We start from the raw sequence: 24,861 nt of genomic DNA, 5'->3' as shown, positions 1-24,861 counted from the left end.
CTTCGCGAGCGAGGCCCTCCTACACTGGAAAATCGTGAGCATAAATCCTATGGTCTCTGACAATCCAATGTGGGAGGTTTTTTGGTTCTAAGACACCACGGTCTTTACAGGGGGTTCATCGATCGATAATCATCCAGCCCCATTACCTTAAGTTTTGCGTTTTGCCCCTTCGCTATACGTTCTTCTTTCGCTTGTTGGGCCTGATCAATCTCTTTGCGATATTGCGCTACCTCTTTCTCTTGTGTTTCTATTTGCTGCTTTTCTTCTTGCAATTTATTCATTCTAAAATTTCTATATTCTTTCTCTTGCTCGTAGCTATCGTCAGGCCGGATACTTTGAGTGCTACCAGTATGGGCAGGCGGCAATTCAGGTATGCTGTAATTTGGGTATGTTCCCAGTGACTCTGCAGAACCCGAGTTCATATTGGATTGAAGAGACCAACTGCTACCGGCACTCCTTAGGCTGTTGGTGTCCAAGGCAGTATCGTTTGGGAGTTCTCCAGTGTTGTTATCAGTGCAAGGCGAACTTGTTTGCATGCTGCGTCGGATTTGTTCTATTTCGAATGTCTTGCGTAAGTTGTATGTGGTCGCTTCTTGATAAGCCTTTGAACTGGCGATTGCAAATGATAAATTGGAAGTTTCAATCGATGCTTTACGGTGTTGTTCTGAACGTTGGTGTTGGTGATCAATGTTTGAAGCATTGATGACGTCCCAATTGCTACGAGCCTCCGCTTGAACGTTAGCAGTTCGCGATTTGTTATAAGCCTCTGTCACATTGTTTGAATATTCGCTCAATTCGTGAGTGTGAAGCTTGTCCTGCCACTTTTTGAGTTTCTGCTCCAGCTCTTTTTTCTGGTGGTCGATATCTGCTTCTTTCATTGCAGCTGAAATTCGGTGTTGTTTATCTGAAAACTCACGAAATTTACTTACTATGTCCTGTGCGCTCTGATTGAATGACGAGGTGAATGCCACAGGCTCGCTCGATAATGATTCGTTCTGTGTTGTTATGGATGAGGTTTTAGTTGTAGACGAGCCAGCGGTTTTCTTGATTTCTGCTTTGAGCGCTTTAAAAAGAGGTTTAGATAAATGTAAGCCAATTTCCTGCTCCATCTTAAGCTTGAGATTGTCAGATTCCTTGGGCGAACCATAGAAGGGTGCTTCATAAAGTTGTCGCGCCAGGCTGGGGGCGCCCGGCTGACGTTCATTAAGTGTTTGTACAAAAAAATCTTGTATTATTTCTTTCTCCGATGGCTGTGCCCCATTTAGAATTTGTACTGGCACATCAACGAAGAGTTGGTCTGCTAATTCTTTTACTTGGGGTAAAGCGCGGTAAGGGGCTACTACGCTAGCAGGGGATGCATAACCGGCATCAGGCTTATATATTAACTCAATGGCCTCTTTGGAAGATAGTTTTCCTTCTTTCAAGGCTTGCAGAGTAGCACGAATGGCAAAATCGAATGGAGCAACAACTGCAGGCGCTGCTGCCCTTATCAATTCATTTGGGTTGTTTGGCGAAATTGCAAGCAAAAGTCTGGCGTAATGGTTCCACGTTTTTCTCTTGAATATATCGCCATTTTCTAATGTAGAAAACCATTTGGGTGGATCGACGCGAACCTGTTGATCAAGCTTTTCAATTTTCTGAATAGTGGTGGAGAATTCTCCATCAACCTTGAATTGACTTGCATAATAGCTATCAAGCGCACTCCTGACTTTTGTTGAATGCTCTACGTCTCCAGCCTTTGATAGAAGGGATCCAGCAATGTTTGGCCGCGAAGAACTGCTTGCTACGATAAGTGATTGATTGTCTGTATTATCAGAATCTATTTTGAGGGTGGTTGTTTCCTCATCTTCGCTACTTGAAGAGAACTCGAGATCTGCGTACCCGCCTAGTGCCAGGAGTTCCCTTTTTTCTTCATCTGGAAGTTCCTTATAGTTTTTAAAGAGGCTCTCTGGTAAAAGTTCCTTGGCTTTAGCGGATAATTTAGTGAAGCGAGCCTCTTCGCCAGGTTCATAATGACCGCTGTGATTGGTCCAGTAAAGGAGTTGACCATCTTGAAGTATCAAGGTTCCCGCATATAAGACAGGATCGCGATGTGAAATCGCAGTGTGCCCATCAATAACAAAGCGCTGCCTATCCTCCGTGGTAAATAACATCTGAGCGCCGACGCGGATACAATCTGGATCTTCAGGATGGATGATGTATACGAATTGCCCATTTGCAGGTGGCGTATCGGTACTCGTCATTTGCGTCCCCTGGGCTGATAAAAAGCCGTAATTGCCAGAATTATCCTTACTTAAAGAGAAAATTTTATCGGGAGATGCTGGTGATTGATGTTTTGGATTTTTAACTTCGATTAATTCGACCTTTATCTGCGCGTTTTGTGACGCTGGGTTTGGGAGGCGTGACCGAGCACCACGACTGACTGAATTCGCGCTACGTACTCCCTCCTGAGTGTCAACGTTTAGATTTTCCCTCGATTTGGAATGTAATACCATTGCGGTTTCAATGGGGTCTGAAGGATCTTGTGTAAACCCTAAGGATTTATAGAATCCGGTCGCTTCAGGCTTGGCTTCAACATGTACGTTGCCATGTCCCCCGAGAGACATGGATGCTTCAACTGCCTGCTCAATAAACATTCTTCCAAGGCCGCAAGATCCTGGAAGTGTAAACATATACTCGATAGAAACAGATGCGCGGTTGTTCTCGTTCTTAAGCGCCATCAAACCCGCGGGATAACCTGCTTGAAAAGCCACATAAAAGTCAATATCTACTTTTTTCTGGAGAGATATATTCATTTGGCCTATCACGGCGCGAGTATTATCTATTCGCGTGATTAAATTTTCTTGCTCGTCATTAATATAGTCCTGATCATTCCCTCGTATTTTTTTTTGATTCCAGTTGTTGATGATGTCCTCCCTGAGGGCATGGAGTAATTTTTTTGCCTCGTCGTGGGGTACTTTATGTATTGAACTGCTCGTTCGTAAGTCATTTAGTGTTAGTTGTGTGTTTGACGAGGTTCTGTTCGAGGAGGGATTTGTTTTTTTATAGTCATCGCGGTCGTCACCCTTTTGGCTTTTTTTCGAGTGATTAGGCGGGTTACTTTCTATGCCTAGATTGAGCTCTTTAGCTATATTATCTACGCTGACTAAATGTTGAGATAGCTGAGTTGTTTGCGAGCTGGATGAATCAGTTTCTGCGCAATTAATGTTTGGACTCGGCGGGGTTGAAGAAGCTGGCGATCGGATCATGTAATTTATTTCTATCGTGAATTGAGTTCGGTATTTTTATACGAGAGATAGTGTGCGCGCAGTTTTTAAATTCTTGCAATTCTCGGGGGGCAGCGACAAATTTTTCATTCCAGTCGCTTGCTTCTGAGTGTTAGGTGTTGGCGGTTTGATAAACCGATTGGCTGCTAATCTAGCGCTATAAAACTCGGTGCGCTCATAAAAAAGAATCAAATTGTCCGGGTTTTGGATGTAGAGCCACGACACAGATCACTCATCAATTGACTTTTCCCGCACTTGAGATCGACCCTATAAGAGACACTCTGAAAAAGACTTCAAAATCTGGTGAAATACCCGCCTGACACGAACATGACTGTTGAGCTCCAATGACACAGATGTTCTTCGCTGATGCGGAGTCTGCCGGCATGCTTAAGCAAACTCGCCGCGGGTGCTTCCTGATTGGCAGTTTTCACTGAACTGGTTTCTCGAGTTCGGGTTCCATACGTCCGCACACTCTTCTGAAGCAGGCGTCATCGACGCTTGATTGGCGGGGGCAGTTCGAATGGGCCGCTCAAGGATGGACTTGCCCCTACCAAACCGGACACCAACTCCCCGTTAAATTGATGTTCCCGCTAAGCACCTGAACTCCCTCGGTGAACGATATTTCAAGGCGCTGTGCGGATGCTGCTCGTTGTAATGCTCGAAGGCAATTGCCAGGTTACGCAGCGCCGTTTCTCGATCCGGCTTGGGCATGTGCGCCAGATAATCACGTTTGAGTATCTTCACAAAGCTCTCGGCCATGCCGTTGCTCTGCGGGCTGCGAACTGGGATGGTCACCGGCTGCAAACCGATCTGTCGAGCAAACAGGCATGTCTGTTCGGCGGTGTACGCCGAGCCGTTGTCGCAAGCCATAGCACCGGCTTAGGGGGCAGTTGATCACCAAAGCGCTTCTCCACGCTTTTCAGCATCAAGTCGCGGATATCATCGCCGCTGTACCCGGTCGAGCTCGCGACCCAGCCGATGGCTTCGCGATCACAGCAATCGAGGGCGAAGGTCACGCTCAGTTTGGCACCGTCCTCGCAACGGAACTCAAAGCCGTCCGAGCACCAACGCGTATCGCTGGTTTCCACTGCAATACGGTCTTCGTGCCGACGCGGCACGCCGGGCTGTTTGATCCGGCGTTCAAGCAAAAGGTTGTGGTCACGCATCACCCGGTAAACCTGCTTCACGTTGATCGCTGACAGCGACTGGGTTTCACGTTCGCGGCGCAGTAATCCCCAGACACGACGGTAGCCGTAGCTGGGCAACTCGCTGACTTGCTGTTGGATTTCCACCACCAACTCAGCATCGTTCACAGGTCTGTTTCGCCGTATTTTGGGCGATACCGATTGCTTGATTCGAAACGTTAATTGCGAGCGCGCCACACCGAGACATTCGCTGACCAGCTTCACTGGTCGTCCCCCGGCAACAAGGGTGAGTGCGCAATCCATTTTCGCGACCGGGCGATCTCCACGGCCTCTTTGAGGATTTCCGCTTCCATCGTTTTCTTGCCCAGCATCCGTTGCAGTTCACGGATCTGCTTGAGCGCATCGCTTAGCTCGGAGGCAGGCACCACGGCTTCGCCAGCACTGACCGCCGACAGGCTGCCGTCCTGATACAGCTTGCGCCCCAAGAACAACTGATTGGCATTGATGCCGTTGCTCCGAGCGACGACCGACACACTTTGTCCTGGCTCAAGGCTCTCGCGAACCATGGCCAGCTTTTGCTCTGGACTCCAGCGGCGCCGCCGCTCCTGGCCCAAAAGCTCCCCACTCTTGTCGTTGTTATTAGTCATAAACATAACCGTTTGCCTATCCCTTATCGTAAGAGGGAAACGGTGTCCTGTCTTTCATGGGGTCTCGTTCAAAGGATTTCATGCGCCACTCTTTGTAGGTGATAGTGAACGTGTGAGAAATGATGGCCAGCTGTCAAATGAGCGAATTCTGCTTCGAGGCGCGTGGCGGTAATTCACCATGTCGAAGCAGAATGCGGTCACTCATTTCACGCTTAATCATGGCCGCTCAGGTTTTTGTTTCTTGCTGGGTGTTGAATGTGCGTGTCAATTGAGGCCACCCTTTACGTCTGATTTGAGCGTAGAGCTGATGAGGGCCTTTCTACCTAACGTCGCCATCTATTTAGCGCGCTATGCCAAAATAGCACCATCAACTTACAGGAACACCCATGGACGCTGCCAAACCTGCGCTGATCCGCGAAACCTTCCCTGTCGGCCCCTTGCAGTGCAACTGCACGATCATCGGCGACCCGATCACGAAAAAAGCCATCGTGGTCGACCCGGGCGGCAATCACGAACTGATCCTCGCGCGGCTCGATGCTTTGGGCTTGAAGGTGGTCAGTATCATTCACACCCACGCGCACCTCGATCACTTCCTGGCCTCTGGCCAGTTGAAGGAAAAAACCGGCGCCACCCTGCATCTGCACAAGGAAGATCAATTTCTTTGGGACAACCTGGAGATGCAATGCCAGATGTTCGGCGTGCCCTACACGCCGGTACCGTCACCGGACCGCTGGCTGGCAGACGATGAAGAGTTGGCGTGTGGTTGTGGTGTGGCTTTGCACACACCGGGTCACACCCCAGGCTCCATGAGCTTCTGGTTCGCCGACGCGAAGCTGCTGATCGCCGGGGATACCTTGTTCCGGCGCGGGGTAGGGCGCACGGATCTATGGGGCGGCGATCAGGCGACCATCGTGCGTTCGATCAAGCAGCGCTTGTATACCCTCGACGAAGAGGCGACGGTCGTGGCCGGACATGGTCCGGATACGCGCTTGGGTGATGAAATGCGCGAGAACCCTTTTGTTCGCGCCTGATTTGTAACGAGTGGAATTTTTACCTCGGGAAATGATCCAACGCCGGCAATGGTTCGATGCTTGAAACCGTTGCACCACAGAACGCAAAAAAGTAGGAGCTCTACATGTTCACCACGCCTCGTTTGATTATTGTCGCTACTGCCGTGGCTTTGTTGGCCGGTTGCGCATCGCCCAACCCCTACGACAACCAGGGCCAGGCCGATAGCGGCTCCACGGGCATGAGCAAAACCGCCAAGTACGGTGGCCTTGGGGCTCTGGCAGGTGCAGTGGCCGGTGCTGCCATCAACCACGACAACCGTGGCAAGGGCGCGCTCATTGGTGCTGCTGTAGTGGGTGCTTCCGCCGCGGGTTACGGCTACTACGCCGACCAGCAGGAGAAAAAACTGCGTGCCAGCATGGCCAACACCGGTGTCGAAGTGCAGCGTGAGGGTGATCAGATCAAGCTGATCATGCCGGGCAATATCACGTTCGCCACCGATTCGGCGAACATCGCTTCGAGCTTCTACCAGCCGCTGAACAACCTGGCCGGCTCGCTGAAAGAGTTCAACCAGAACCAGATCGAAATCGTCGGTTACACCGACAGCACCGGCAGCCGCCAGCACAACATGGACCTGTCCCAGCGTCGTGCCCAGAGCGTGGCGACCTACCTGACCTCGCAAGGCGTGAGCGGCGCCAACCTGAGCGCCCGCGGCGCCGGCCCGGATAACCCGGTCGCCAGCAACGCCGATGCCAATGGTCGGGCGCAGAATCGCCGGGTAGAGGTCAACCTGAAGGCGATTCCAGGCCAGCAGTACGGTGCTCAGCAATAAGGCAACGTCGCCTGACTGAACCCCAGGCATAAAAACCGCCCGATCTTAAACAGACCGGGCGGTTTTTTTGTGTTGCCACAACGGGCCCCATCGCGAGCAGGCTCGCTCCCACATTTGAAGCGCATATTCCTGTGGGAGCGAGCCTGCTCGCGAAGGGGCCGGCACAGGCAAAGAGGCATTCAGCAACAAAAAGCCCTCGAACATTCACATGTCCGAGGGCTTTTTCACACCTGAAACCTGATTACTTCTTCAGGCCGTAATGCTCATCGAGCATGCCCGGCGCGTTCGGGGCTTTCGGTGCGTAGTCGCGCGGTGGTTCCTGATTGCGCGGCGGCGTCAGGCGTTCCCGTGGAGCCTGCGTTGCATCGGCGTGCAGGGAAGCCAGCAGGCGTTGACGAGTCTGTTCGTCCAGGGCCAGGCGGTTGGCACCCTCGGCGAGATGATCCTGCACTTCCTGATAGCTTTGAGTCAGTTTCTTGACCAGTGTCGCTGTGCTGTTGAAGTGGGTCACCACTTCGTTCTGATAATTGTCGAAACGTTCCTGAATATCGTCCAGCTGACGTTGCGTGCTGCTAGGCGCGGCATTCGGCGCAAGGCGAGCGATCAGAAACCCAATGGCGACACCCACAACCAGGGCAAGAGTCGGTAACAACCAAACTAAGAGCGAGTGTTCCACGAGTCCTTCCTCTATAAACGGCTTTGCTTTACGTTAACGGCTCGAACCTGCGCTGTATACCGCGATTCACTCGCAATAGACAGCCACAGACAATTTGCTAGACGAGTCGACCCGATTCGAGGTCACGGAGTTCCTTCCTTGCTTATGCGCGAAACACCTGTAGTGATTGATGGCCCTGTCGGCCAACTGGAAGCACTGTACCTGGACAACGAGCAGTCGCGTGGCCTGGCGCTCATCTGTCATCCGAACCCGGTGCAAGGTGGCACCATGCTCAACAAAGTGGTCTCGACGTTGCAGCGCACTGCGCGCGACGCCGGACTGATCACCCTGCGCTTCAACTATCGGGGCGTCGGTGCCAGCGAAGGCACCCACGACATGGGCACCGGCGAAGTCGACGATGCCCAGGCCGTCGCCGAATGGTTTCGGGCCCGACACCCGGAATTGCCGCTGACCCTGTTCGGTTTTTCCTTCGGCGGCTTTGTTGCAGCAAGTCTCGGCGGGCGCCTCGAGGCCAAGGGCGAGAAGCTCAAGCATCTTTTCATGGTCGCACCGGCGGTCATGCGTCTGGGCGCTGAAGATCAACTGCCGCAGCAGGGCGAATTGACGTTGATCCAGCCGGAAACCGACGAAGTGATCGATCCGCAGCTGGTTTACCAATGGTCCGACAAGCTCGAACGTCCCCATGAGCTGCTGAAAGTGGCAGAATGCGGACACTTTTTTCATGGCAAGCTGACCGATCTCAAGGATCTGATCCTGCCGCGTCTCTCGAATTGATTGCAGTCTGACAAGCGATTACCCATGACGACTCGTACCCGTATCCTCACCGGCATCACCACCACCGGCACGCCGCACCTGGGCAACTACGCAGGCGCCATCCGCCCGGCGATCCTTGCCAGCCGTGACAGCAATGCCGATTCGTTCTATTTCCTGGCCGACTACCACGCCCTGATCAAGTGCGATGACCCGCTGCGCATCCAGCGCTCGCGCCTGGAGATCGCCGCGACCTGGCTGGCCGGTGGCCTGGATGTGGACCGCGTGACCTTCTACCGTCAGTCCGACATTCCGGAAATCCCCGAGCTGACCTGGCTGCTGACCTGCGTCGCCGCCAAGGGCCTGCTCAATCGCGCCCATGCCTACAAGGCCTCGGTGGACAAGAACATCGAGACCGGTGAAGACCCGGACGCCGGCATCACCATGGGCCTGTACAGCTACCCGGTGCTGATGGCCGCGGACATCCTGATGTTCAACGCGCACAAGGTGCCGGTCGGTCGCGACCAGATCCAGCACGTGGAGATGGCCCGGGACATCGGCCAGCGCTTCAACCACCTGTTCGGCCAGGGCAAGGAATTCTTCACCATGCCTGAGGCGTTGATCGAGGAAAGCGTGGCCACGCTGCCGGGCCTGGACGGCCGCAAGATGTCCAAGAGCTACGACAACACCATTCCGTTGTTCAGCAGCGCCAAAGAAATGAAGGATGCGATTTCCCGTATCGTCACCGACTCCCGTGCACCGGGTGAGGCAAAAGATCCGGACAATTCGCACCTGTTCACCTTGTTCCAGGCGTTCGCCACCCCCGCGCAAGCTGACGAATTCCGCAGCGACCTGCTGCAGGGGCTGGGTTGGGGCGAGGCGAAGAACCGCCTGTTCCAACTGCTGGACAGCGAGCTGGGCGAGTCCCGCGAGCGTTACAACCAACTGATCGAGCGCCCGGCGGATCTTGAAGACATCCTGCAGCACGGGGCGAAAAAGGCGCGGACAGTCGCGACTCCTTTCCTCAACGAATTGCGCGAAGCGGTAGGCCTGCGTTCGTTCGTTGCCCAGGCTCAAGTGGCAACGACCACCAAGAAGAAAGCCGCGAAGGCTGCGCGTTTTGTCAGCTTCCGTGAAGATGACGGCAGTTTCCGCTTCCGTTTGCTGGCGGCCGATGGCGAGCAACTGTTGCTGTCGCGCAACTTCGCCGACGGTAAAACCGCCGGGCAGGTGACCAAGCAGCTGCAGTCGGGCCAGCCATTGGACGTGCGCAGCGAAGCCCTGGGCTTCAGCGTCTGGCTTGAAGATCAGTGCGTGGGTGACAGCCCGGCGTTCGCTGACAGCGGCGCGCGTGATGCGGCGATCGAGGCTTTGAGGATCGCCCTGACGCCAGTCCAGGAATAATCAACGGCTCGGCCCGACCAAGGGCTGATTGCCATTCCCACGGGCCATCGCTACAGTGACGGCCCGTTTTTGTTGCCTTGCTAACGAATTATGACGCCCCTAGAACGATATCAAGCTGATCTGAAACGCCCGGAATTCTTCCATGATGCCGCGCAGGAAACTGCCGTGCGTCATCTGCAGCGCCTGTACGACGATCTGGTCGCGGCCGAGCAGAACAAGCCGGGCCTGCTGGGCAAACTGTTTGGCAAGAAGGATCAGGCGCCGGTCAAGGGCCTGTACTTCTGGGGCGGCGTGGGTCGCGGCAAGACTTACCTGGTCGACACCTTCTTCGAAGCGCTGCCGTTCAAGGAAAAGTCCCGGACTCACTTCCACCGCTTCATGAAGCGCGTGCACGAAGAGATGAAGACCCTGGGCGGCGAGAAAAACCCGCTGACCATCATTGCCAAGCGCTTCGCCACCGAAGCCCGGGTGATCTGCTTCGATGAATTCTTCGTCTCCGACATCACCGACGCCATGATCCTCGGCACCTTGATGGAAGAACTGTTCAAGAACGGTGTCACCCTGGTCGCGACGTCGAACATCGTGCCGGACGGCCTGTACAAGGACGGGCTGCAACGCGCGCGCTTCCTGCCGGCCATCGCGCTGATCAAGCAAAACACCGAGATCGTCAACGTCGACAGCGGCGTCGACTATCGCCTGCGTCACCTCGAACAAGCGGAGCTGTTCCACTTCCCGCTCGACGAAGCCTCCCACGAAAGCCTGCGCAAGAGCTTCCGCGCGCTGACGCCGGAATGCACCGCAGCGATCGAAAACGACGTGCTGATGATCGAGAACCGCGAAATTCGTGCCCTTCGCACCTGTGATGACGTGGCGTGGTTCGACTTCCGCGAACTCTGCGACGGCCCGCGCAGCCAGAACGACTACATCGAACTGGGCAAGATCTTCCACGCCGTGTTGCTCAGCGGTGTCGAGCAGATGAGCGTCACGACCGACGACATCGCCCGACGGTTCATCAACATGGTCGACGAATTCTACGATCGCAACGTCAAGCTGATCATTTCTGCCGAAGTCGAACTCAAGGACCTCTACACCGGTGGTCGCCTGAACTTTGAGTTCCAGCGAACCCTGAGTCGCTTGCTCGAAATGCAGTCCCACGAATTCCTGGCCCGGGCGCACAAGCCGTAGGACGATTCGAAAAATAAAAAGGGCCTGCATTTGCAGGCCTTTTTTTACGCGCTGAAAATCCCCTGTAGGAGCTGCCGCAGGCTGCGATCTTTTGATCTTAAAAATCAAAAGATCGCAGCCTGCGGCAGCTCAGTGTTTTGCGAATGCCTTGAGGTTCAGGCCGCTTGCTGGAACTGCTGCCGATACTGGTTCGGCGACAACTCCGTGTGTTGGCGGAACAGTCGTGCGAAGAAGCTCGCATCGTCGTAACCAACTTCGTAGCTGATGGTCTTGATGCTCTTGCGGCTGCCGGACAGCAAGCCTTTGGCGGTTTCGATGCGCAGGCGCTGCAGGTAATGCAGGGGTTTGTCGCCGGTGGCGGTCTGGAAGCGGCGCATGAAGTTGCGGATGCTCATGCCATGTTCGCGGGCGACGTCTTCGAAACGGAATTTGTCAGCGAAGTGTTCTTCGAGCCAGTGCTGGATCTGCAGGATGATCACGTCCTGATGCAGCTTTTGCCCGCCGAAACCGATTCTTCCCGGCGAGTAGCTGCGTTGCACCTCATAGAGGATGTCTCGTGCTACAGCCTGGGAGACGTTGGCGCCGCAGAAGCGCTCGATCAGGTAGACGTACAGGTCGCATGCCGAGGTAGTGCCACCCGCGCAATACAGGTTGTCGGCGTCGGTGAGGTGCTTGTCCTGATTGAGTTGCACCTTCGGGAAGCGTTCTGCAAAGGCATTGAAGAAGCGCCAGTAGGTGGTCGCCTCCTTGCCATCGAGCAGGCCGGCTTCGGCGAGCCAGAACACGCCGGTGGCCTCGCCACAGAGTACAGCGCCGCGCGCATGTTGCTGGCGCAGCCAGGACAGGACCTCGGGATGACGTCTGCTCAGGGTTTCGAAATCGTCCCAGAACGCGGGAATGACGATGATGTCGGCATTTTCCAGGCCGCCGTCCACCGGGATCACTACGTCGCTGAAGGTGTTGACCGGTTTGCCATCGGGGCTGACCAGTCGGGTTTCGAACGCTGGCGTCAGGCCATGGCCCAGTTGTTTGCCGTAACGCAGGCTGGCGAGGTGGAAGAAGTCCTTGGCCTGCATGAGGGTGGAAGCGAAAACCCGGTCAATGGCCAGGATGCTGACGCGCCGCAAGGGCGTGGAGGCTTGGTTAGACATAATTCAACTTTATTCTTATAGGGGAAAGTGGTCACCAGACGGCTGGATCGTCTTATTTTTTGTCGGATGTGTCCAGTGTCCTGTATCGGGCGCCAGGCTTAGTCTCTGAAGGTCCATTCCTTTAAAAACAAAGATAAGGTGCCGCATGATTCCGAGAACCTTGTTCAGCTCCGAGCACGAACTTTTTCGCGACAGTGTGCGAACGTTCCTCGAGAAAGAAGCGGTGCCGTTCCATGGGCAATGGGAAAAACAGGGCTATATCGACCGTCAACTCTGGAACAAGGCGGGGGAGGCGGGAATGTTGTGCTCGCATCTGCCGGAGCAGTACGGCGGGTTGGGGGCGGACTTTCTGTACAGCGCGGTGGTTATCGAAGAGATAGGGCGCCTCGGATTGACCGGTATCGGTTTTTCCCTGCATTCGGACATCGTTGCGCCCTATATCCTGCATTACGGCAGTGAAACGTTGAAACACAAATACCTGCCCAAACTGGTTTCCGGGGAGATGGTCAGTGCCATTGCGATGACCGAGCCGGGTGCGGGCTCCGACTTGCAAGGCGTGAAGACCACTGCCGTGCTGGACGGCGACGAGTATGTAATCAACGGCTCGAAGACGTTCATCACCAACGGTTTCCTCGCCGACCTGGTGATCGTCGTGGCCAAGACTGATCCCAAGGCGGGCGCGAAGGGCACCAGTCTGTTTCTGGTGGAAGCCGATACGCCGGGTTTCGACAAGGGCAAGCGTCTGGAAAAGGTCGGAATGAAGGCCCAGGACACCTCGGAGCTGTTTTTCCAGGACGTGCGAGTGCCCAGGGAAAATCTGCTGGGCCAGGCCGGGATGGGGTTCGCCTATCTGATGCAGGAACTGCCGCAGGAGCGCCTCACCGTGGCCATCGGCGGGCTGGCTTCGGCTGAAGCGGCGTTGCAATGGACCCTGGAGTACACCCGAGAGCGCAAAGCCTTCGGCCAGGCGATTGCCGACTTCCAGAACACTCGTTTCAAACTTGCCGAGATGGCGACCGAGATCCAGATCGGCCGGGTCTTTGTCGACCGCTGCCTGGAGTTGCACCTGCAAGGCAAACTCGACGTGCCGACGGCGGCGATGGCGAAGTATTGGGGCACGGACCTACAGTGCAAGGTGCTCGACGAGTGCGTGCAATTGCATGGCGGTTACGGGTTCATGTGGGAATACCCGATCGCCCGGGCGTGGGCGGATGCGCGGGTGCAGCGGATCTATGCCGGGACCAATGAAATCATGAAGGAGATTATTGCGCGGTCGCTTTGATCTTGCGGCGACTGCTAGGGCGCCATCGCGGGCAAGCCCGCTCCCACAGGTTTTGAGCTGTACACAGCATTTGTGAACACCCTGCTCACTGTGGGAGCGGGCTTGCCCGCGATGGCGATTTATTGATCAATCAAGGGGCGGGATTCGGATGATCCTTGTGGATCGCCTCGATCCCTTCCAGCACTTCATCCGACAACTTCAGATCAAAACTGGCAATGTTGCTGTCCAGTTGCTCCAGTGTCGTGGCGCCAATGATGTTGCTGGTCACGAACGGCTGTTGCGTGACGAATGCCAGGGCCATTTGCGCCGGGTCCAGGCCGTGCTCGCGGGCCAGTGCAACGTAGCGGCTGCAGGCCGCTTCCGACTGCGGGTTGAAATACCGACTGAAGCGGCTGTAGAGGCTCAGCCGACCTTTTGGCGGGCGGGCCCCACCTTCGTACTTGCCTGACAGGAAACCGAATGCCAGCGGCGAATAGGCGAGCAGGCCGCATTGTTCGCGGATGGCGATTTCCGCCAGGCCGACCTCGAAACTGCGGTTGAGCAGGTTATACGGGTTCTGGATCGACACCGCGCGCGGCCAGCCACGGGCTTCGGCCAGGGCCAGGAAGCGCATGGTGCCCCACGGCGTTTCGTTGGACAGGCCGATATGGCGGATCTTGCCGGCCTTGACCTGTTCGTCCAGCGCTTCGAGGGTGTCTTCAAGGGGGGTCAGGTTGGCTTCGATCTTGTGCTTGTAGCCCAATTGGCCGAAGAAGTTGGTGCTGCGCTCCGGCCAGTGCAACTGGTACAGGTCGATATAATCGGTTTGCAGGCGCTGGAGGCTGGCGTCCACGGCTTCGGTGATGTGCTGGCGATTGTGGCGCAGGTTCTTGTCGCGGATGTAGTCGATGGTATTGCCGGGGCCGGCGATCTTGCTGGCGAGGATCCAGTCGCTGCGATCGCCACGGCTCTTGAAGTAATTGCCGATGTAGCGTTCGGTGCTGGCATAGGTTTCGGCCTTGGGCGGCACCGGGTACATTTCAGCGGTATCGATGAAGTTGATCCCGGCGTCCTTGGCTCGCTCGATCTGGGCGAAGGCGTCTGCCTCGCTGTTTTGCTCGCCCCAGGTCATGGTTCCGAGGCAGATTGCGCTCACGTTCAGGTTGGTTCGGCCTAGCTGGCGATACTCCATCGGGTAGCTCCTTGGGCAAAACAATCATAAAAGCAGGTTGAATTATTTTTCGCAATCTGCATAATTGCGCACCTCTTTCTGCAGTGGAAGTGATGCGCCGCCGCCGAAGAATCTTGCCGTTGAACGGACGCGCCGACCCGAGCCCCCGAAAGCGTCTGTATCCGGCTGCCTTTGACTTGTCAAAGTACGCACTATTCAGTAAGATCCGCCGTCTAATTTACAGGGCGGCCCCTGAGGCTATAAAGAATGAAAACTTTTACTGCTAAACCGGAAACAGTAAAGCGCGACTGGTTTGTCGTCGACGCTGCTGGTCAGACCCTGGGTCGTCTGGCCACCGAAATCGCGAGCCGTCTGCGTGGCAAGCACAAGCCTGAGTACACTCCTCACGTTGACACCGGCGACTACATCGTCGTAATCAACGCCGAGCAGATCCGTGTTACCGGCGCTAAAACCACTGACAAAATGTACTACTCCCACTCCGGTTTCCCGGGCGGCATCAAGTCGATCAACTTTGAAAAGCTGATCGCCAAGGCCCCTGAGCGCGTGATCGAGACCGCGGTCAAAGGCATGCTGCCTAAGAACCCGCTGGGTCGCGACATGTACCGTAAGCTGAAAGTCTATGCGGGCGCTGCACACCCTCATACTGCTCAGCAGCCCCAAGAACTGAAGATTTAACGGAATAGTTCATTATGTCGGCGACTCAAAATTACGGCACTGGCCGTCGCAAGACCGCAACCGCACGCGTTTTCCTGCGTCCGGGTACTGGTAACATCTCCATCAACAATCGTTCGCTGGATAATTTCTTCGGCCGCGAAACTGCCCGCATGGTAGTTCGTCAGCCGCTGGAATTGACTGAGACTGTCGAGAAGTTCGACATCTACGTCACCGTGATCGGCGGTGGTGTGAGTGGTCAAGCTGGCGCAATCCGCCACGGCATCACCCGCGCTCTGATGGACTACGACGAGACTCTGCGCAGCGCCCTGCGTAAAGCCGGCTTCGTAACCCGCGATGCACGTGAAGTTGAACGTAAGAAAGTTGGTCTGCGTAAAGCGCGTAAGCGTCCGCAGTACTCGAAGCGTTAATTCGCTTCCACGTTCAAAAAAGAACGCCCAGTTTCCTCACGGAGCTGGGCGTTTTTTTGTGCGTGTAATTTTCTTGAAGAATTGCGCTGTGACAACTTGCCACATCAGCAGAGGCCCTATACTACAAGGCTTGGCAGTGGTGCCCCAGGGTAATTACCTTGTCAGAATTGGGGCTTTTCATTACCATTCGGCAAAATTTTTATAAGTACAGAGTTTTACTTAGTAGATGCCTGATTTAACAGGCCACAAAGCTGATGGGAGAGGACTGAATGAGCAATGACGGCGTGAATGCAGGCCGGCGTCGCTTCTTGGTAGCAGCCACATCCGTGGTGGGTGCTGCAGGAGCGGTGGGGGCTGCGGTCCCGTTCGTGGGGTCATGGTTTCCCAGTGCCAAGGCGAAAGCCGCAGGTGCACCGGTGAAGGTGAATGTCAGCAAGATCGAGCCAGGCCAGCAGATGATTGCTGAGTGGCGCGGCCAGCCGGTGTTCATCGTCCGCCGTACCGAGGAAATCCTGGGGAATCTGAAAAAGATCGAGGGCCAGCTTTCTGACCCGACCTCCAAGAACTCGACACAACCGACCTATGTCGACCCCGAAACGCGGTCGATCAAGCCTGAAGTTTTGCTGCTGATCGGCATCTGCACGCACCTGGGCTGCTCGCCGACCTTCCGTCCCGAAGTCGCTCCCGCGGACTTGGGCAAGGACTGGGTAGGTGGCTATTTCTGTCCTTGCCACGGCTCCCACTACGACCTGGCTGGCCGCGTCTACAAGTCGCAACCTGCGCCTTTGAACCTGCCAGTTCCCCCGCATTCCTATGAGACCGATGACATCATTGTCGTTGGCGTCGATACGGAGAAAGCGTGATGAGCAAGTTCATGGATTGGGTTGATGCGCGCTTTCCCGCGACCAAAATGTGGGAAGACCATCTCAGCAAGTACTACGCCCCGAAGAACTTCAACTTCTTCTATTTCTTTGGCTCCCTGGCACTGCTCGTTCTGGTCAACCAGATCGTCACCGGTGTCTGGCTGACCATGAGCTACACCCCGTCGGCGGAAGAGGCCTTTGCTTCCGTCGAGTACATCATGCGCGACGTCGAGTACGGCTCGATCCTGCGCCTGCTGCACTCCACCGGCGCCTCGGCGTTCTTCATCGTGGTCTATCTGCACATGTTCCGTGGTTTGCTCTACGGCTCGTACCAGAAGCCGCGTGAGCTGGTGTGGGTCTTCGGCATGCTGATCTACCTGGCGCTGATGGCTGAAGCCTTCATGGGTTACCTGCTGCCGTGGGGTCAGATGTCCTACTGGGGTGCCCAGGTGATCATCTCGCTGTTCGGTGCGATCCCGGTCATCGGCAACGACCTGACCCAGTGGATTCGTGGTGACTACCTGATTTCCGGCATCACCCTGAACCGCTTCTTCGCCTTGCATGTGGTGGCGCTGCCCATCGTTATTCTCGGTCTGGTAGTGCTGCACGTCCTGGCGTTGCACGAAGTCGGTTCGAACAACCCGGATGGCGTGGACATCAAGAAATACAAAGACGAAAACGGCGTACCGCTGGACGGCATTGCCTTCCACCCGTACTACACCGTGAAAGATATCGTCGGCGTGGTGGTGTTCCTGTTCATCTTCTGTTCGATCGTGTTCTTCTTCCCGGAAATGGGCGGCTATTTCCTCGAGAAGCCGAACTTTGAAGTGGCGAACGCCTTCAAGACCCCAGAGCACATCGCTCCGGTCTGGTACTTCACGCCGTTCTACGCGATCTTGCGTGCGGTTCCGGACAAGCTCCTGGGTGTGATCGCCATGGGTGCGGCCATCGCCGTGCTGTTCGTCCTGCCGTGGCTGGACCGTAGCCCGGTCAAGTCGATGCGCTACAAGGGCTGGCTGAGCAAGATCTGGCTCTGGGTGTTCTGCATTTCGTTCGTGATCCTGGGTGTGCTGGGTGTCCTGGCGCCGACTCCGGGCCGTACGTTGCTGTCGCAGGTATGTACCTTCCTGTACTTCGCCTACTTCATCCTGATGCCGTTCTATACCAGGCTCGAGAAGACCAAACCGGTTCCGGAAAGGGTGACTGGCTGATGAAAAAACTATTTGCTGTACTGATTCTTGCGGCGATGCCTGTACTGTCTTTCGCATCGACATCGAGTGGCCCGGAGCTGGAAAAGGTCGATATCGACGTTTCCGACAAGGCTGCCATGCAGGATGGCGCACGTACGTTCGCCAACTATTGCATGGGCTGCCACAGCGCCAAGTTCCAGCGTTATGAGCGTGTTGCCGATGACCTCGGCATCCCCCATGAGCTGATGCTCGACAAGCTGGTGTTCACCGGCGCCAAGATCGGCGATCACATGAACATCGGCATGCAGCCAGCTGACGCCAAGGCCTGGTTCGGTGCGGCACCGCCTGACCTGACTCTGGTCGCTCGTGTGCGTGGTACCGACTGGCTCTACAACTACCTGAAGTCGTTCTATGAAGATCCGTCGCGCCCGTGGGGTGTGAACAACAAGGTCTTCCCGAACGTGGGCATGCCTAACGTGCTGGTCGGCCTGCAGGGTCGCCAGGTTGTCGGTTGCAAACAGGTTCAGATCGTCGAGGACGGCAAGAAGCAATATGATCCGCTGACCGGTACGGCGCTGACTCATGAAGCGTGCGATCAGCTGACCATTGTGCCGAAGAGTGGTGCCCTGACCGAAGAGCAGTTCGATGAGAAGGTCAAGAATCTGGTAACCTTCCTGGCTTACTCGGCTAACCCGGTTAAGCTGCAACATCAGCGCATCGGTACGTACGTATTGCTGTACCTGGCGTTCTTCTTCGTATTCGCTTACTTGCTCAAGCGCGAATACTGGAAAGATGTGCACTGATAAAGCTTCAAGCAATTGCTGTTAATCGCGCGCGCCCAAGGGCGCCTCTGAAAGGGTAACGAGCCTGGTGAGCCAGGTACTGCGTTACGGGAGGCGCCCTCTGGGCGCGCTCGTTTTTCCGCTTCCGATCATTTCAACAAGCGAGGAGGATCGCCATGGGCGTGACCAATCGGTTGGCCTGTTACTCCGACCCCGCCGACCACTATTCCCACCGAGTGCGAATCGTACTGGCAGAGAAAGGTGTAAGCGCCGAGATCATTTATGTGGAGGCTGGTCGCCAGCCGCCTAAACTGATCGAAGTGAACCCTTACGGCAGCTTGCCGACGCTGGTCGATCGTGACCTGGCGCTGTGGGAATCTACGGTGGTGATGGAATATCTGGATGAGCGTTACCCACATCCGCCGCTGTTGCCGGTCTATCCGGTGGCGCGCGCCAACAGTCGTTTGCTGATTCATCGTATTCAGCGTGACTGGTGTGGTCTGGTGGATCTGATCCTGGATTCGCGGACCAAGGAAGCGGCGCGTGCAGTGGCGCGTAAAGAGTTGCGCGAGAGCCTGACAGGCGTTTCGCCGCTGTTTGCCGACAAGCCATTTTTCCTCAGTGAGGAACAAAGCCTGGTGGATTGCTGCCTATTGCCAATACTCTGGCGATTGCCGATTCTGGGTATAGAACTGCCGCGGCCAGCCAAGCCGCTGCTTGATTATATGGAGCGCCAGTTTGCGCGTGAGGCTTTCCAGGCGAGTCTGTCTGGTGTCGAACGCGACATGCGCTAAGGCTTAAGGAGCCGATATGAACTCCAGTCGACCTTATCTGGTCCGCGCGCTCTACGAGTGGATTGTTGATAACGATTGTACCCCGCACATGCTGGTTAATTCCGAGTATCCCTCGGTGCAGGTGCCGCAAGGCTTTGCCAGTGATGGCCAGATCGTCCTGAACGTTTCGCCACAGGCCGTGCGTCATTTGCACATGGACAACGAGGCGGTGAGCTTCGAAGGCCGCTTTGGTGGGGTGCCGCATACCCTGTACGTGCCTATCGCATCGATCCTGGGCATCTACGCCCGGGAGAATGGCCAGGGCATGGTGTTCGATCTGGAGTCGCCCATGGAGGACGAGGAAGAGATCGAGCCGGATGATGATATTCCGCCTCCGGACAGCGAGCCGCCGCGACCCAGCGGGCGGCCAAGTTTGAAGGTGGTGAAGTAATAAAAAAGGCGATCCGAAAGGATCGCCTTTTTTATTACTTCACCACCTTCAAGCGTAGGAGCTGTCGAGTGAAACGAGGCTGCGATCTTTTGATTTTGTCTTTTAAGATCAAAAGATCGCAGCCTGCGGCAGCTCCTACAGGAGCGGGGTCAGTCGATGTACTCAAACAGCTTCACAATCTTCTGCACGCCGGAAACCCCTTGCACCAGGTTCGTCGCCTGGGCGGCTTCCTGCTTGGTCAGCAAGCCCAGCAGGTAAACGATGCCGTTCTCGGTGACAACCTTGATGCGCGAGCCGGGGATGTTCGGGTCGGTGAGCATCTGGGTCTTGATCTTGGAGGTCAGCCAGGTGTCGTTCTGGCGGGCAAGGAAGCCGGAGGGTGGCAGGACCTGCAGTTCGTTGTGGACCGTCTTCACCCGCTGGACGGCGGCAGCGGCCTGTTCGGCCTTGGCCTTGAGGTCGGCACGCGGGGTTTGCCCGGCGAGCAGCACGACGCCGTTGAAGCTGGTGACGACAATGTGCGAATCGTTGTCCAGGGCCGGATCGGCCTTGGCGATGTTGACGCCGACCTTGGTGTCGATCAATGAGTCGTCGATCTTGCTGCCGAAAGTGCGGGTGCCGCGATCATCTTCAATCGGCGCTTCACGGCTGGCATTAACCACCGAGGTGCAGCCGCTGATGCCGAGGCACAGGGTCAGGGCCAGTAGGCCGAGGCGATTAGGGGTCATTCTTCACTCCCGAACAGTTGGCTGTCGATCAAGTCGCAAAGGCAGTGGATCGCCAGCAGGTGGACTTCCTGGATACGTGCGGTAACGTTGGCCGGTACGCGAATCTCTACGTCCTCAGGCAAAAGCAGCGACGCCATGCCGCCGCCATCGCGACCGGTCAATGCTACGACAATCATTTCGCGATCATGTGCGGCCTGGATCGCTTGAATTATGTTTGCCGAGTTGCCGCTGGTGGAAATTGCCAGCAGCACATCGCCCGGCTGGCCAAGAGCACGGATCTGTTTGGAGAAAATTTCGTTGTAGCTGTAGTCGTTGGCGATCGAGGTGATCGTCGAGCTGTCCGTCGTCAGCGCAATGGCTGGCAGGCTCGGGCGTTCGCGCTCGAAGCGGTTGAGCAGCTCGGACGAAAAGTGCTGGGCGTCGCCAGCGGAACCACCATTGCCGCAGGAAAGCATCTTCCCCTCGTTGAGCAAGGCGTTGACCATCACTTGGCTGGCTTGCTCGATGTGCGGTGCAAGTACTTCCATCGCCTGTTGCTTGGTGTCGATACTGGCCTGAAAAAGCTGGCGAATTCGGGATTGCATGTCCATCTGTGTGACCTTATTGAGCGCGGCTGTCCGGCACGTGAATGTGCAGCCCGCAAAGCAAAGAGCAAAAGTGTTGAGTGGTAGTGTCCGGTTCGGGGCGTAGGCAATCAGCTGTCGAAGGCATTTTGCAACCAGTTCAACTGATCGAGGTTGCTGTCGATCGCAACCACGTCGAAGCGGCAAGGGGAGTTTGCCCAGCGCGACTCTCGCTGGAGAAAATACTGCGCGGCAAAAATCAGTTTTTGCCGTTTGCGCTCATCGATGCTATCGAGCGCGCCACCCCATTGAGTGTTCTTTCTGTAGCGAACTTCAACGAATACTACTGTATCGCCCTCCAGCATGACCAGATCAAGCTCGCCGCGTTTACACAACCAGTTCTGCGCCAGTAGCTGCAGGCCGTGTTGCTGAAGATGCTCGAGCGCATGGCGCTCGGCATCTTTACCGCATTGCTGGCGAGACCTTTCAGGCATCAGCGCGGGGTGTTCGGCAAGCGTTGCACCTGACCATTGACGAACTCCGCCCATGGCAACTCACGCACCACTCGCTGGTTCTGGGTCATGCTCAGGCTGCCCGATTGACCTTCGATACGGCTGTCCGGCAGGGCCTTGAGCTGGCCCAGGCGTGGCGCCAGGCGATAGGCGTCCACGCCCATGGCGTACAGGCGACCCAGGCTGCCGGCCGCTTGCGGCCATTGCGCGGTGACCTGGCGACGCAGAGGGTCATTGGCGTCCAGCAGCCATGGGGTTTCGCAAAAGCGCACGCCATTCATGTCGTTGTACTGGTTGACGTCACCGCTGGCGCTGAAGACGTGGGACGTGGCGTAGACCGGAACGTCACCCGCGTACTGGAAGTTCAAGGTCGGCTTGATCTGCTGCGCCTGTTGGGGCGTTGCGGCGAGGAAAATGAACTCGATGTCCTGGCGACGCGACGGCTGGGCGGCTACCTGCGAGCCAACAGTGGATTGCAAGCTCTTGGCGCGACCTTCACTCTGGCGCAGCTGGAACATGTCGGCAATCTGCTGGGCCAGTTGTACCGGCTGGTCGACACGCTCGGTGGCGACGATGCTGCCACCATTGGCTTGCCAGTCCTGGCTGAACGCCTTGAGTACGCGGTCGCCCCACTCGCCCTTGGGGACCATGATGGCGGCGCGATGCAAGCCATCGGCGCGAGCGCGGCGCGATACTTCGCGGGCTTCGTCTTCAGCGGCCAGGCCGAACTGGAACAGCTGGGCGGGTCCTTGTGCGCCTTCGCTGTAGTTCAGCGCCAACGTGGTGATAGGCAGTTGTGGTCGGGCGCTGAGCTGTTTGACCAGTGGTTTTTCCAGCGGGCCTACCACCAGTTGCACGCCATCGGCCTGGGCCTTGCGATAGAACTCGTCGAGCGAGGTCAGGCGCGAGCTGTCATAGAACTCGATGGCTGGCGGTTTCTGCCCGGCTTGTTGTGCCTGGTAGTGGGCGGCCATGAAGCCTTCGCGCAATGCTTTGCCAACCGATGCCAGCGGGCCGTCCTGCGGCAGGAGCAGGGCGATCTTGCTCAGGGGCTGGCTGGCCAGGTCCTTGAGGTTGGTCAGCGGCAGTGGAAGCTGTTTGGCGGCCGGGTGTTTCGGATTCTGGGCGCGCCAGTTGTCGATCGCCGCCTGCTGCTGCTCCAGGGTGCCGGCAGATTTCACTGCCAGCGCCAGGGCCATCCAGCCGCCAAGATCGTCGGTGGTGGTTGGCTGCAATTGGTCGGTCGGCAGCGAAGCGATCAAGACCCAGATCGCCTCGTGGTTCTTGCTGGCGGCTTCACCGCTGAGCAGTGGGGCGATGAAGATGCGTTCCCGTGCGGCGGCGAGGGTTTGGCCATCGGCTTCAAGGGCGCGGGCGCGAACGGTGCCGGTGCGCACCTGTTGCTCTTCCGGCATTTCACCGAGGCGCTGCAGGCTTGGATGGCTCAAGGCGGTTAGCGCGGCTTTCGGTTGGTTGCGCGTCATGGCCAGTTCGGCCGCCAGGGTGTTGGCGAAGATCTGCTGGCCCGGCTTGAGTGTTTCCACTGGGACCTGTTGCAGGATCTGCGCGGACTGGCCGGCATTGCCCTGGCGATAGGCCAGGTCGGCTGCGCTCAGGCGCAGCAGCGCCGCGTCTTCCGGCGATTTGCTTTGGGTGGCCTTTTCGAGCAGTTGCTCGATGCTGGCATCCGGGGTCCGTGGAAGTTCGCCAAGGCTGGAGGAGGGCGAGCTGGCGCAAGCCGCCAGCAAGGCAGCGAGGCATAGGGCAGAGAACAGCCGCAGGCAAGCGATCATGTAGTGTTCCTGATACTCGATCAAATTAGCGTGGAATTGTACCCAAGCACTGGCCGGGGCGCGATGTCGGTCGTGCGAATCGACCAATTTAGCGGGTGTAAATGTTGCTGTGCGCCACAAAAGGCCGCAAAAGCGGGTGTCGCTTGCCCGTATCGCGAGCGTCGCTACGCGTTACAATGGCCGTTTTACCGATCATGAGGTGTGCGCTTTGACTGCTCCAGGTGCTTTGAATTCCGCTGCTGGCTCGCTCTATGTGGTGGCGACGCCCATCGGCAACCTGGACGATATCAGTGCCCGGGCGCTGAAGATTCTGCGTGAGGTCGCCTTGATTGCCGCCGAGGACACCCGTCACTCCCAGCGCCTGATGCAGCATTTCGGCATTCCCACGCCCCTGGCTGCCTGTCATGAGCATAACGAGCGTGATGAAGGTAGCCGCTTTATTACCCGCTTGCTCGCGGGTGACGATGTCGCATTGATTTCCGATGCCGGCACGCCGCTGATTTCCGATCCTGGCTATCACCTGGTTCGTCAGGCGCGTGCGGCGGGTATCAACGTGGTGCCGGTGCCGGGGGCTTGTGCGTTGATTGCGGCGCTGTCGGCGGCGGGTTTGCCGTCGGACCGCTTCATCTTCGAAGGCTTCCTGCCGGCCAAGGCAGTGGGGCGTCGTGCGCGCCTGGAGCTCATCAAGGAGGAATCGCGCACGCTGATTTTCTATGAGGCGCCGCACCGTATCCTCGAATGCCTACAGGACATGGAACAGGTGTTCGGTGCCGAACGCCCGGCTTTGCTGGCGCGGGAGTTGACCAAGACGTTCGAAACGCTCAAGGGCTTGCCGCTCGCCCAATTACGCGAGTTCGTCGAGTCGGACAGTAATCAGCAGCGGGGTGAGTGCGTGGTGCTGGTGGCGGGGTGGACGGCTCCCGAGGAAGAAGGCGCTGTCAGCAGTGAGGCGATGCGGATCCTCGATCTGTTGCTTGAAGAGATGCCGCTCAAGCGTGCAGCGGCGTTGGCCGCGCAAATTACCGGCGAGCGCAAGAATGTTCTCTATCAGGTCGCGCTGGATAAACAGAAAGGCGAGTAAAACCGACGCGCTGGCGTGGCCGGAGGCGTTTATCACTTGTTCTTCGGTCGCTCTGCCGTTAACCTTCGCGGCGGAGAGTCGATCGGACAGTCGCTGCCCTCTATGAAAATTAGGGGGGGGAGGAAAGTCCGGGCTCCATAGGGCGAAGTGCCAGGTAATGCCTGGGAGGCGTGAGCCTACGGAAAGTGCCACAGAAAATAACCGCCTAAGCGCTTCGGCGCCGGTAAGGGTGAAAAGGTGCGGTAAGAGCGCACCGCACGTCTGGCAACAGTTCGTGGCTAGGTAAACCCCACTTGGAGCAAGACCAAATAGGGTCCCAAGGCGTGGCCCGCGCTGGGACCGGGTAGGTTGCTAAAGGTGTCCAGTGATGGCCATCGTAGACGAATGACTGTTCAAGACAGAACCCGGCTTACAGATCGACTCTCCACCTTTTTTCTCCCCTCTGCTTAACTCATTGAGCAGGGGCCTGATGATGGCAATTACCCTCCTTTCCCAAACGTCCGCATTATCACTTTCGTAATACCAA

General features: G+C 56.6%; 22 protein-coding genes, 1 other RNA gene and 1 pseudogene. 15 read left to right on the top strand and 9 right to left on the bottom strand.

All coding sequences use genetic code 11. The features are described 5' to 3' along the window. Positions 1-104 precede the first annotated feature (104 nt). Complete coding sequence (locus PSUM_RS29785; protein ID WP_083349741.1) at positions 105-3,248, bottom strand: GNAT family N-acetyltransferase; 3,144 nt, start codon at positions 3,246-3,248, stop codon at positions 105-107. Positions 3,249-3,839: 591 nt separating this feature from the next. Further along, positions 3,840-5,058: pseudogene (locus tag PSUM_RS29780) on the bottom strand (IS3 family transposase). A 386-nt stretch (positions 5,059-5,444) separates the two neighbouring features. On the opposite strand from PSUM_RS29780, the gene PSUM_RS29775 reads away from it, so the two are divergent. Both PSUM_RS29775 and PSUM_RS29770 read left to right on the top strand, forming a co-directional pair. Further along, positions 5,445-6,089 carry an MBL fold metallo-hydrolase gene (locus PSUM_RS29775; RefSeq protein ID WP_020799778.1) on the top strand — a complete coding sequence of 215 codons (645 nt, stop codon included), beginning with the start codon at positions 5,445-5,447 and terminating at the stop codon, positions 6,087-6,089. Between the two features lie 104 nt (positions 6,090-6,193). After that, positions 6,194-6,898: a YiaD family glycine zipper/OmpA-like lipoprotein gene (locus tag PSUM_RS29770; protein ID WP_033045649.1), complete on the top strand. Its 705-nt coding sequence runs from the start codon at positions 6,194-6,196 to the stop codon at positions 6,896-6,898. Positions 6,899-7,139: 241 nt separating this feature from the next. Here the strand turns inward: PSUM_RS29770 and PSUM_RS29765 are convergent, their stop codons facing one another. After that, complete coding sequence (locus tag PSUM_RS29765; protein ID WP_033045648.1) at positions 7,140-7,574, bottom strand: Z-ring associated ZapG family protein; 435 nt, start codon at positions 7,572-7,574, stop codon at positions 7,140-7,142. A 144-nt stretch (positions 7,575-7,718) separates the two neighbouring features. Here PSUM_RS29765 and PSUM_RS29760 point away from each other — a divergent pair, with 144 nt between their 5' ends. From PSUM_RS29760 to zapE, 3 genes are all read left to right on the top strand, one after another. Next, positions 7,719-8,348 carry an alpha/beta hydrolase gene (locus PSUM_RS29760; RefSeq protein ID WP_033045646.1) on the top strand — a complete coding sequence of 210 codons (630 nt, stop codon included), beginning with the start codon at positions 7,719-7,721 and terminating at the stop codon, positions 8,346-8,348. 24 nt (positions 8,349-8,372) lie between these two features. Then, complete coding sequence (locus PSUM_RS29755; protein WP_020799782.1) at positions 8,373-9,728, top strand: tryptophan--tRNA ligase; 1,356 nt, start codon at positions 8,373-8,375, stop codon at positions 9,726-9,728. Positions 9,729-9,818: 90 nt separating this feature from the next. Next, entirely contained in the window at positions 9,819-10,913 is a 1,095-nt protein-coding gene (gene zapE / locus PSUM_RS29750; RefSeq protein ID WP_020799783.1) for a cell division protein ZapE, read from the top strand. A gap of 155 nt (positions 10,914-11,068) precedes the next feature. Here the strand turns inward: zapE and PSUM_RS29745 are convergent, their stop codons facing one another. Beyond that, positions 11,069-11,989, bottom strand: coding sequence for a GlxA family transcriptional regulator (locus tag PSUM_RS29745; protein ID WP_173667184.1), 921 nt, complete (start codon positions 11,987-11,989; stop codon positions 11,069-11,071). 220 nt (positions 11,990-12,209) lie between these two features. Between PSUM_RS29745 and PSUM_RS29740 the strand changes: the two genes are divergently transcribed. Next, positions 12,210-13,346, top strand: coding sequence for an acyl-CoA dehydrogenase family protein (locus PSUM_RS29740; protein WP_033043287.1), 1,137 nt, complete (start codon positions 12,210-12,212; stop codon positions 13,344-13,346). A 130-nt stretch (positions 13,347-13,476) separates the two neighbouring features. Here the strand turns inward: PSUM_RS29740 and PSUM_RS29735 are convergent, their stop codons facing one another. After that, on the bottom strand, positions 13,477-14,517 hold the full coding sequence (locus PSUM_RS29735) for an NADP(H)-dependent aldo-keto reductase (RefSeq protein WP_083349739.1): 1,041 nt from the start codon (positions 14,515-14,517) through the stop codon (positions 13,477-13,479). Positions 14,518-14,763: 246 nt separating this feature from the next. Between PSUM_RS29735 and rplM the strand changes: the two genes are divergently transcribed. The 7 genes from rplM to PSUM_RS29700 all read left to right on the top strand — a co-directional run bounded on the left by rplM (position 14,764) and on the right by PSUM_RS29700 (position 19,658). Next, positions 14,764-15,192 carry a 50S ribosomal protein L13 gene (gene rplM, locus PSUM_RS29730; RefSeq protein WP_003228062.1) on the top strand — a complete coding sequence of 143 codons (429 nt, stop codon included), beginning with the start codon at positions 14,764-14,766 and terminating at the stop codon, positions 15,190-15,192. Positions 15,193-15,206: 14 nt separating this feature from the next. Next, entirely contained in the window at positions 15,207-15,599 is a 393-nt protein-coding gene (rpsI, locus tag PSUM_RS29725; RefSeq protein ID WP_003228056.1) for a 30S ribosomal protein S9, read from the top strand. A 269-nt stretch (positions 15,600-15,868) separates the two neighbouring features. Next, entirely contained in the window at positions 15,869-16,462 is a 594-nt protein-coding gene (gene petA / locus PSUM_RS29720; RefSeq protein WP_008060255.1) for a ubiquinol-cytochrome c reductase iron-sulfur subunit, read from the top strand. After that, positions 16,462-17,673 (top strand): cytochrome b, encoded by a 1,212-nt coding sequence (locus PSUM_RS29715; protein WP_007943720.1) that lies wholly within the window; start codon positions 16,462-16,464, stop codon positions 17,671-17,673. Before petA ends, PSUM_RS29715 begins: the two co-directional genes overlap by 1 nt. Then, on the top strand, positions 17,673-18,455 hold the full coding sequence (locus PSUM_RS29710) for a cytochrome c1 (RefSeq protein WP_020800905.1): 783 nt from the start codon (positions 17,673-17,675) through the stop codon (positions 18,453-18,455). The genes PSUM_RS29715 and PSUM_RS29710 overlap by 1 nt, the downstream gene beginning before the upstream one ends. Positions 18,456-18,610: 155 nt before the next feature. Then, positions 18,611-19,228, top strand: a complete 618-nt coding sequence (locus tag PSUM_RS29705) for a glutathione S-transferase N-terminal domain-containing protein (RefSeq protein WP_007972581.1) — start codon at positions 18,611-18,613, stop codon at positions 19,226-19,228. Positions 19,229-19,244: 16 nt separating this feature from the next. Next, positions 19,245-19,658, top strand: a complete 414-nt coding sequence (locus tag PSUM_RS29700) for a ClpXP protease specificity-enhancing factor (protein ID WP_007943725.1) — start codon at positions 19,245-19,247, stop codon at positions 19,656-19,658. 149 nt (positions 19,659-19,807) lie between these two features. Here the strand turns inward: PSUM_RS29700 and PSUM_RS29695 are convergent, their stop codons facing one another. The 4 genes from PSUM_RS29695 to PSUM_RS29680 form a co-directional block, all read right to left on the bottom strand. Beyond that, the gene (locus PSUM_RS29695; protein ID WP_008147477.1) at positions 19,808-20,386 is read right to left on the bottom strand and encodes a BON domain-containing protein; all 579 of its coding nucleotides are present in this window, start codon (positions 20,384-20,386) and stop codon (positions 19,808-19,810) included. Further along, a complete protein-coding gene (locus tag PSUM_RS29690) occupies positions 20,383-20,976 on the bottom strand; it encodes a phosphoheptose isomerase (protein WP_007972584.1) in 594 nt (197 codons plus the stop codon). The genes PSUM_RS29695 and PSUM_RS29690 overlap by 4 nt, the downstream gene beginning before the upstream one ends. Before the next feature lie 104 nt (positions 20,977-21,080). Then, complete coding sequence (locus tag PSUM_RS29685; protein ID WP_020800838.1) at positions 21,081-21,443, bottom strand: YraN family protein; 363 nt, start codon at positions 21,441-21,443, stop codon at positions 21,081-21,083. Continuing rightward, positions 21,443-23,254, bottom strand: a complete 1,812-nt coding sequence (locus PSUM_RS29680) for a penicillin-binding protein activator (protein WP_020800839.1) — start codon at positions 23,252-23,254, stop codon at positions 21,443-21,445. The genes PSUM_RS29685 and PSUM_RS29680 overlap by 1 nt, the downstream gene beginning before the upstream one ends. Before the next feature lie 208 nt (positions 23,255-23,462). Between PSUM_RS29680 and rsmI the strand changes: the two genes are divergently transcribed. Both rsmI and rnpB read left to right on the top strand, forming a co-directional pair. Next, positions 23,463-24,335 carry a 16S rRNA (cytidine(1402)-2'-O)-methyltransferase gene (gene rsmI, locus PSUM_RS29675; protein WP_042955884.1) on the top strand — a complete coding sequence of 291 codons (873 nt, stop codon included), beginning with the start codon at positions 23,463-23,465 and terminating at the stop codon, positions 24,333-24,335. A gap of 74 nt (positions 24,336-24,409) precedes the next feature. After that, an RNA gene (gene rnpB, locus PSUM_RS29670) (RNase P RNA component class A) lies at positions 24,410-24,763 on the top strand. Positions 24,764-24,861 lie beyond the last annotated feature (98 nt).

The sequence above is a fragment of the Pseudomonas umsongensis genome (genome assembly GCF_002236105.1).
Taxonomy (GTDB): Bacteria; Pseudomonadota; Gammaproteobacteria; order Pseudomonadales; family Pseudomonadaceae; genus Aquipseudomonas; species Aquipseudomonas umsongensis.
Note: the sequence above shows the minus strand (reverse complement) of the source record. Positions and strands in the feature narration are given on the sequence as shown.

Coding starts and splice junctions, on each gene's coding strand:
- PSUM_RS29785 (WP_083349741.1), bottom strand. CDS start 3,248: ATGATCCGATCGCCAGCTTCTTCAACCCCGCCGAGTCCAAACATTAAT.
- PSUM_RS29775 (WP_020799778.1), top strand. CDS start 5,445: ATGGACGCTGCCAAACCTGCGCTGATCCGCGAAACCTTCCCTGTCGGC.
- PSUM_RS29770 (WP_033045649.1), top strand. CDS start 6,194: ATGTTCACCACGCCTCGTTTGATTATTGTCGCTACTGCCGTGGCTTTG.
- PSUM_RS29760 (WP_033045646.1), top strand. CDS start 7,719: ATGCGCGAAACACCTGTAGTGATTGATGGCCCTGTCGGCCAACTGGAA.
- PSUM_RS29755 (WP_020799782.1), top strand. CDS start 8,373: ATGACGACTCGTACCCGTATCCTCACCGGCATCACCACCACCGGCACG.
- zapE (WP_020799783.1), top strand. CDS start 9,819: ATGACGCCCCTAGAACGATATCAAGCTGATCTGAAACGCCCGGAATTC.
- PSUM_RS29745 (WP_173667184.1), bottom strand. CDS start 11,989: ATGCAGGCCAAGGACTTCTTCCACCTCGCCAGCCTGCGTTACGGCAAA.
- PSUM_RS29740 (WP_033043287.1), top strand. CDS start 12,210: ATGATTCCGAGAACCTTGTTCAGCTCCGAGCACGAACTTTTTCGCGAC.
- PSUM_RS29735 (WP_083349739.1), bottom strand. CDS start 14,517: ATGGAGTATCGCCAGCTAGGCCGAACCAACCTGAACGTGAGCGCAATC.
- rplM (WP_003228062.1), top strand. CDS start 14,764: ATGAAAACTTTTACTGCTAAACCGGAAACAGTAAAGCGCGACTGGTTT.
- rpsI (WP_003228056.1), top strand. CDS start 15,207: ATGTCGGCGACTCAAAATTACGGCACTGGCCGTCGCAAGACCGCAACC.
- petA (WP_008060255.1), top strand. CDS start 15,869: ATGAGCAATGACGGCGTGAATGCAGGCCGGCGTCGCTTCTTGGTAGCA.
- PSUM_RS29715 (WP_007943720.1), top strand. CDS start 16,462: ATGAGCAAGTTCATGGATTGGGTTGATGCGCGCTTTCCCGCGACCAAA.
- PSUM_RS29710 (WP_020800905.1), top strand. CDS start 17,673: ATGAAAAAACTATTTGCTGTACTGATTCTTGCGGCGATGCCTGTACTG.
- PSUM_RS29705 (WP_007972581.1), top strand. CDS start 18,611: ATGGGCGTGACCAATCGGTTGGCCTGTTACTCCGACCCCGCCGACCAC.
- PSUM_RS29700 (WP_007943725.1), top strand. CDS start 19,245: ATGAACTCCAGTCGACCTTATCTGGTCCGCGCGCTCTACGAGTGGATT.
- PSUM_RS29695 (WP_008147477.1), bottom strand. CDS start 20,386: ATGACCCCTAATCGCCTCGGCCTACTGGCCCTGACCCTGTGCCTCGGC.
- PSUM_RS29690 (WP_007972584.1), bottom strand. CDS start 20,976: ATGGACATGCAATCCCGAATTCGCCAGCTTTTTCAGGCCAGTATCGAC.
- PSUM_RS29685 (WP_020800838.1), bottom strand. CDS start 21,443: ATGCCTGAAAGGTCTCGCCAGCAATGCGGTAAAGATGCCGAGCGCCAT.
- PSUM_RS29680 (WP_020800839.1), bottom strand. CDS start 23,254: ATGATCGCTTGCCTGCGGCTGTTCTCTGCCCTATGCCTCGCTGCCTTG.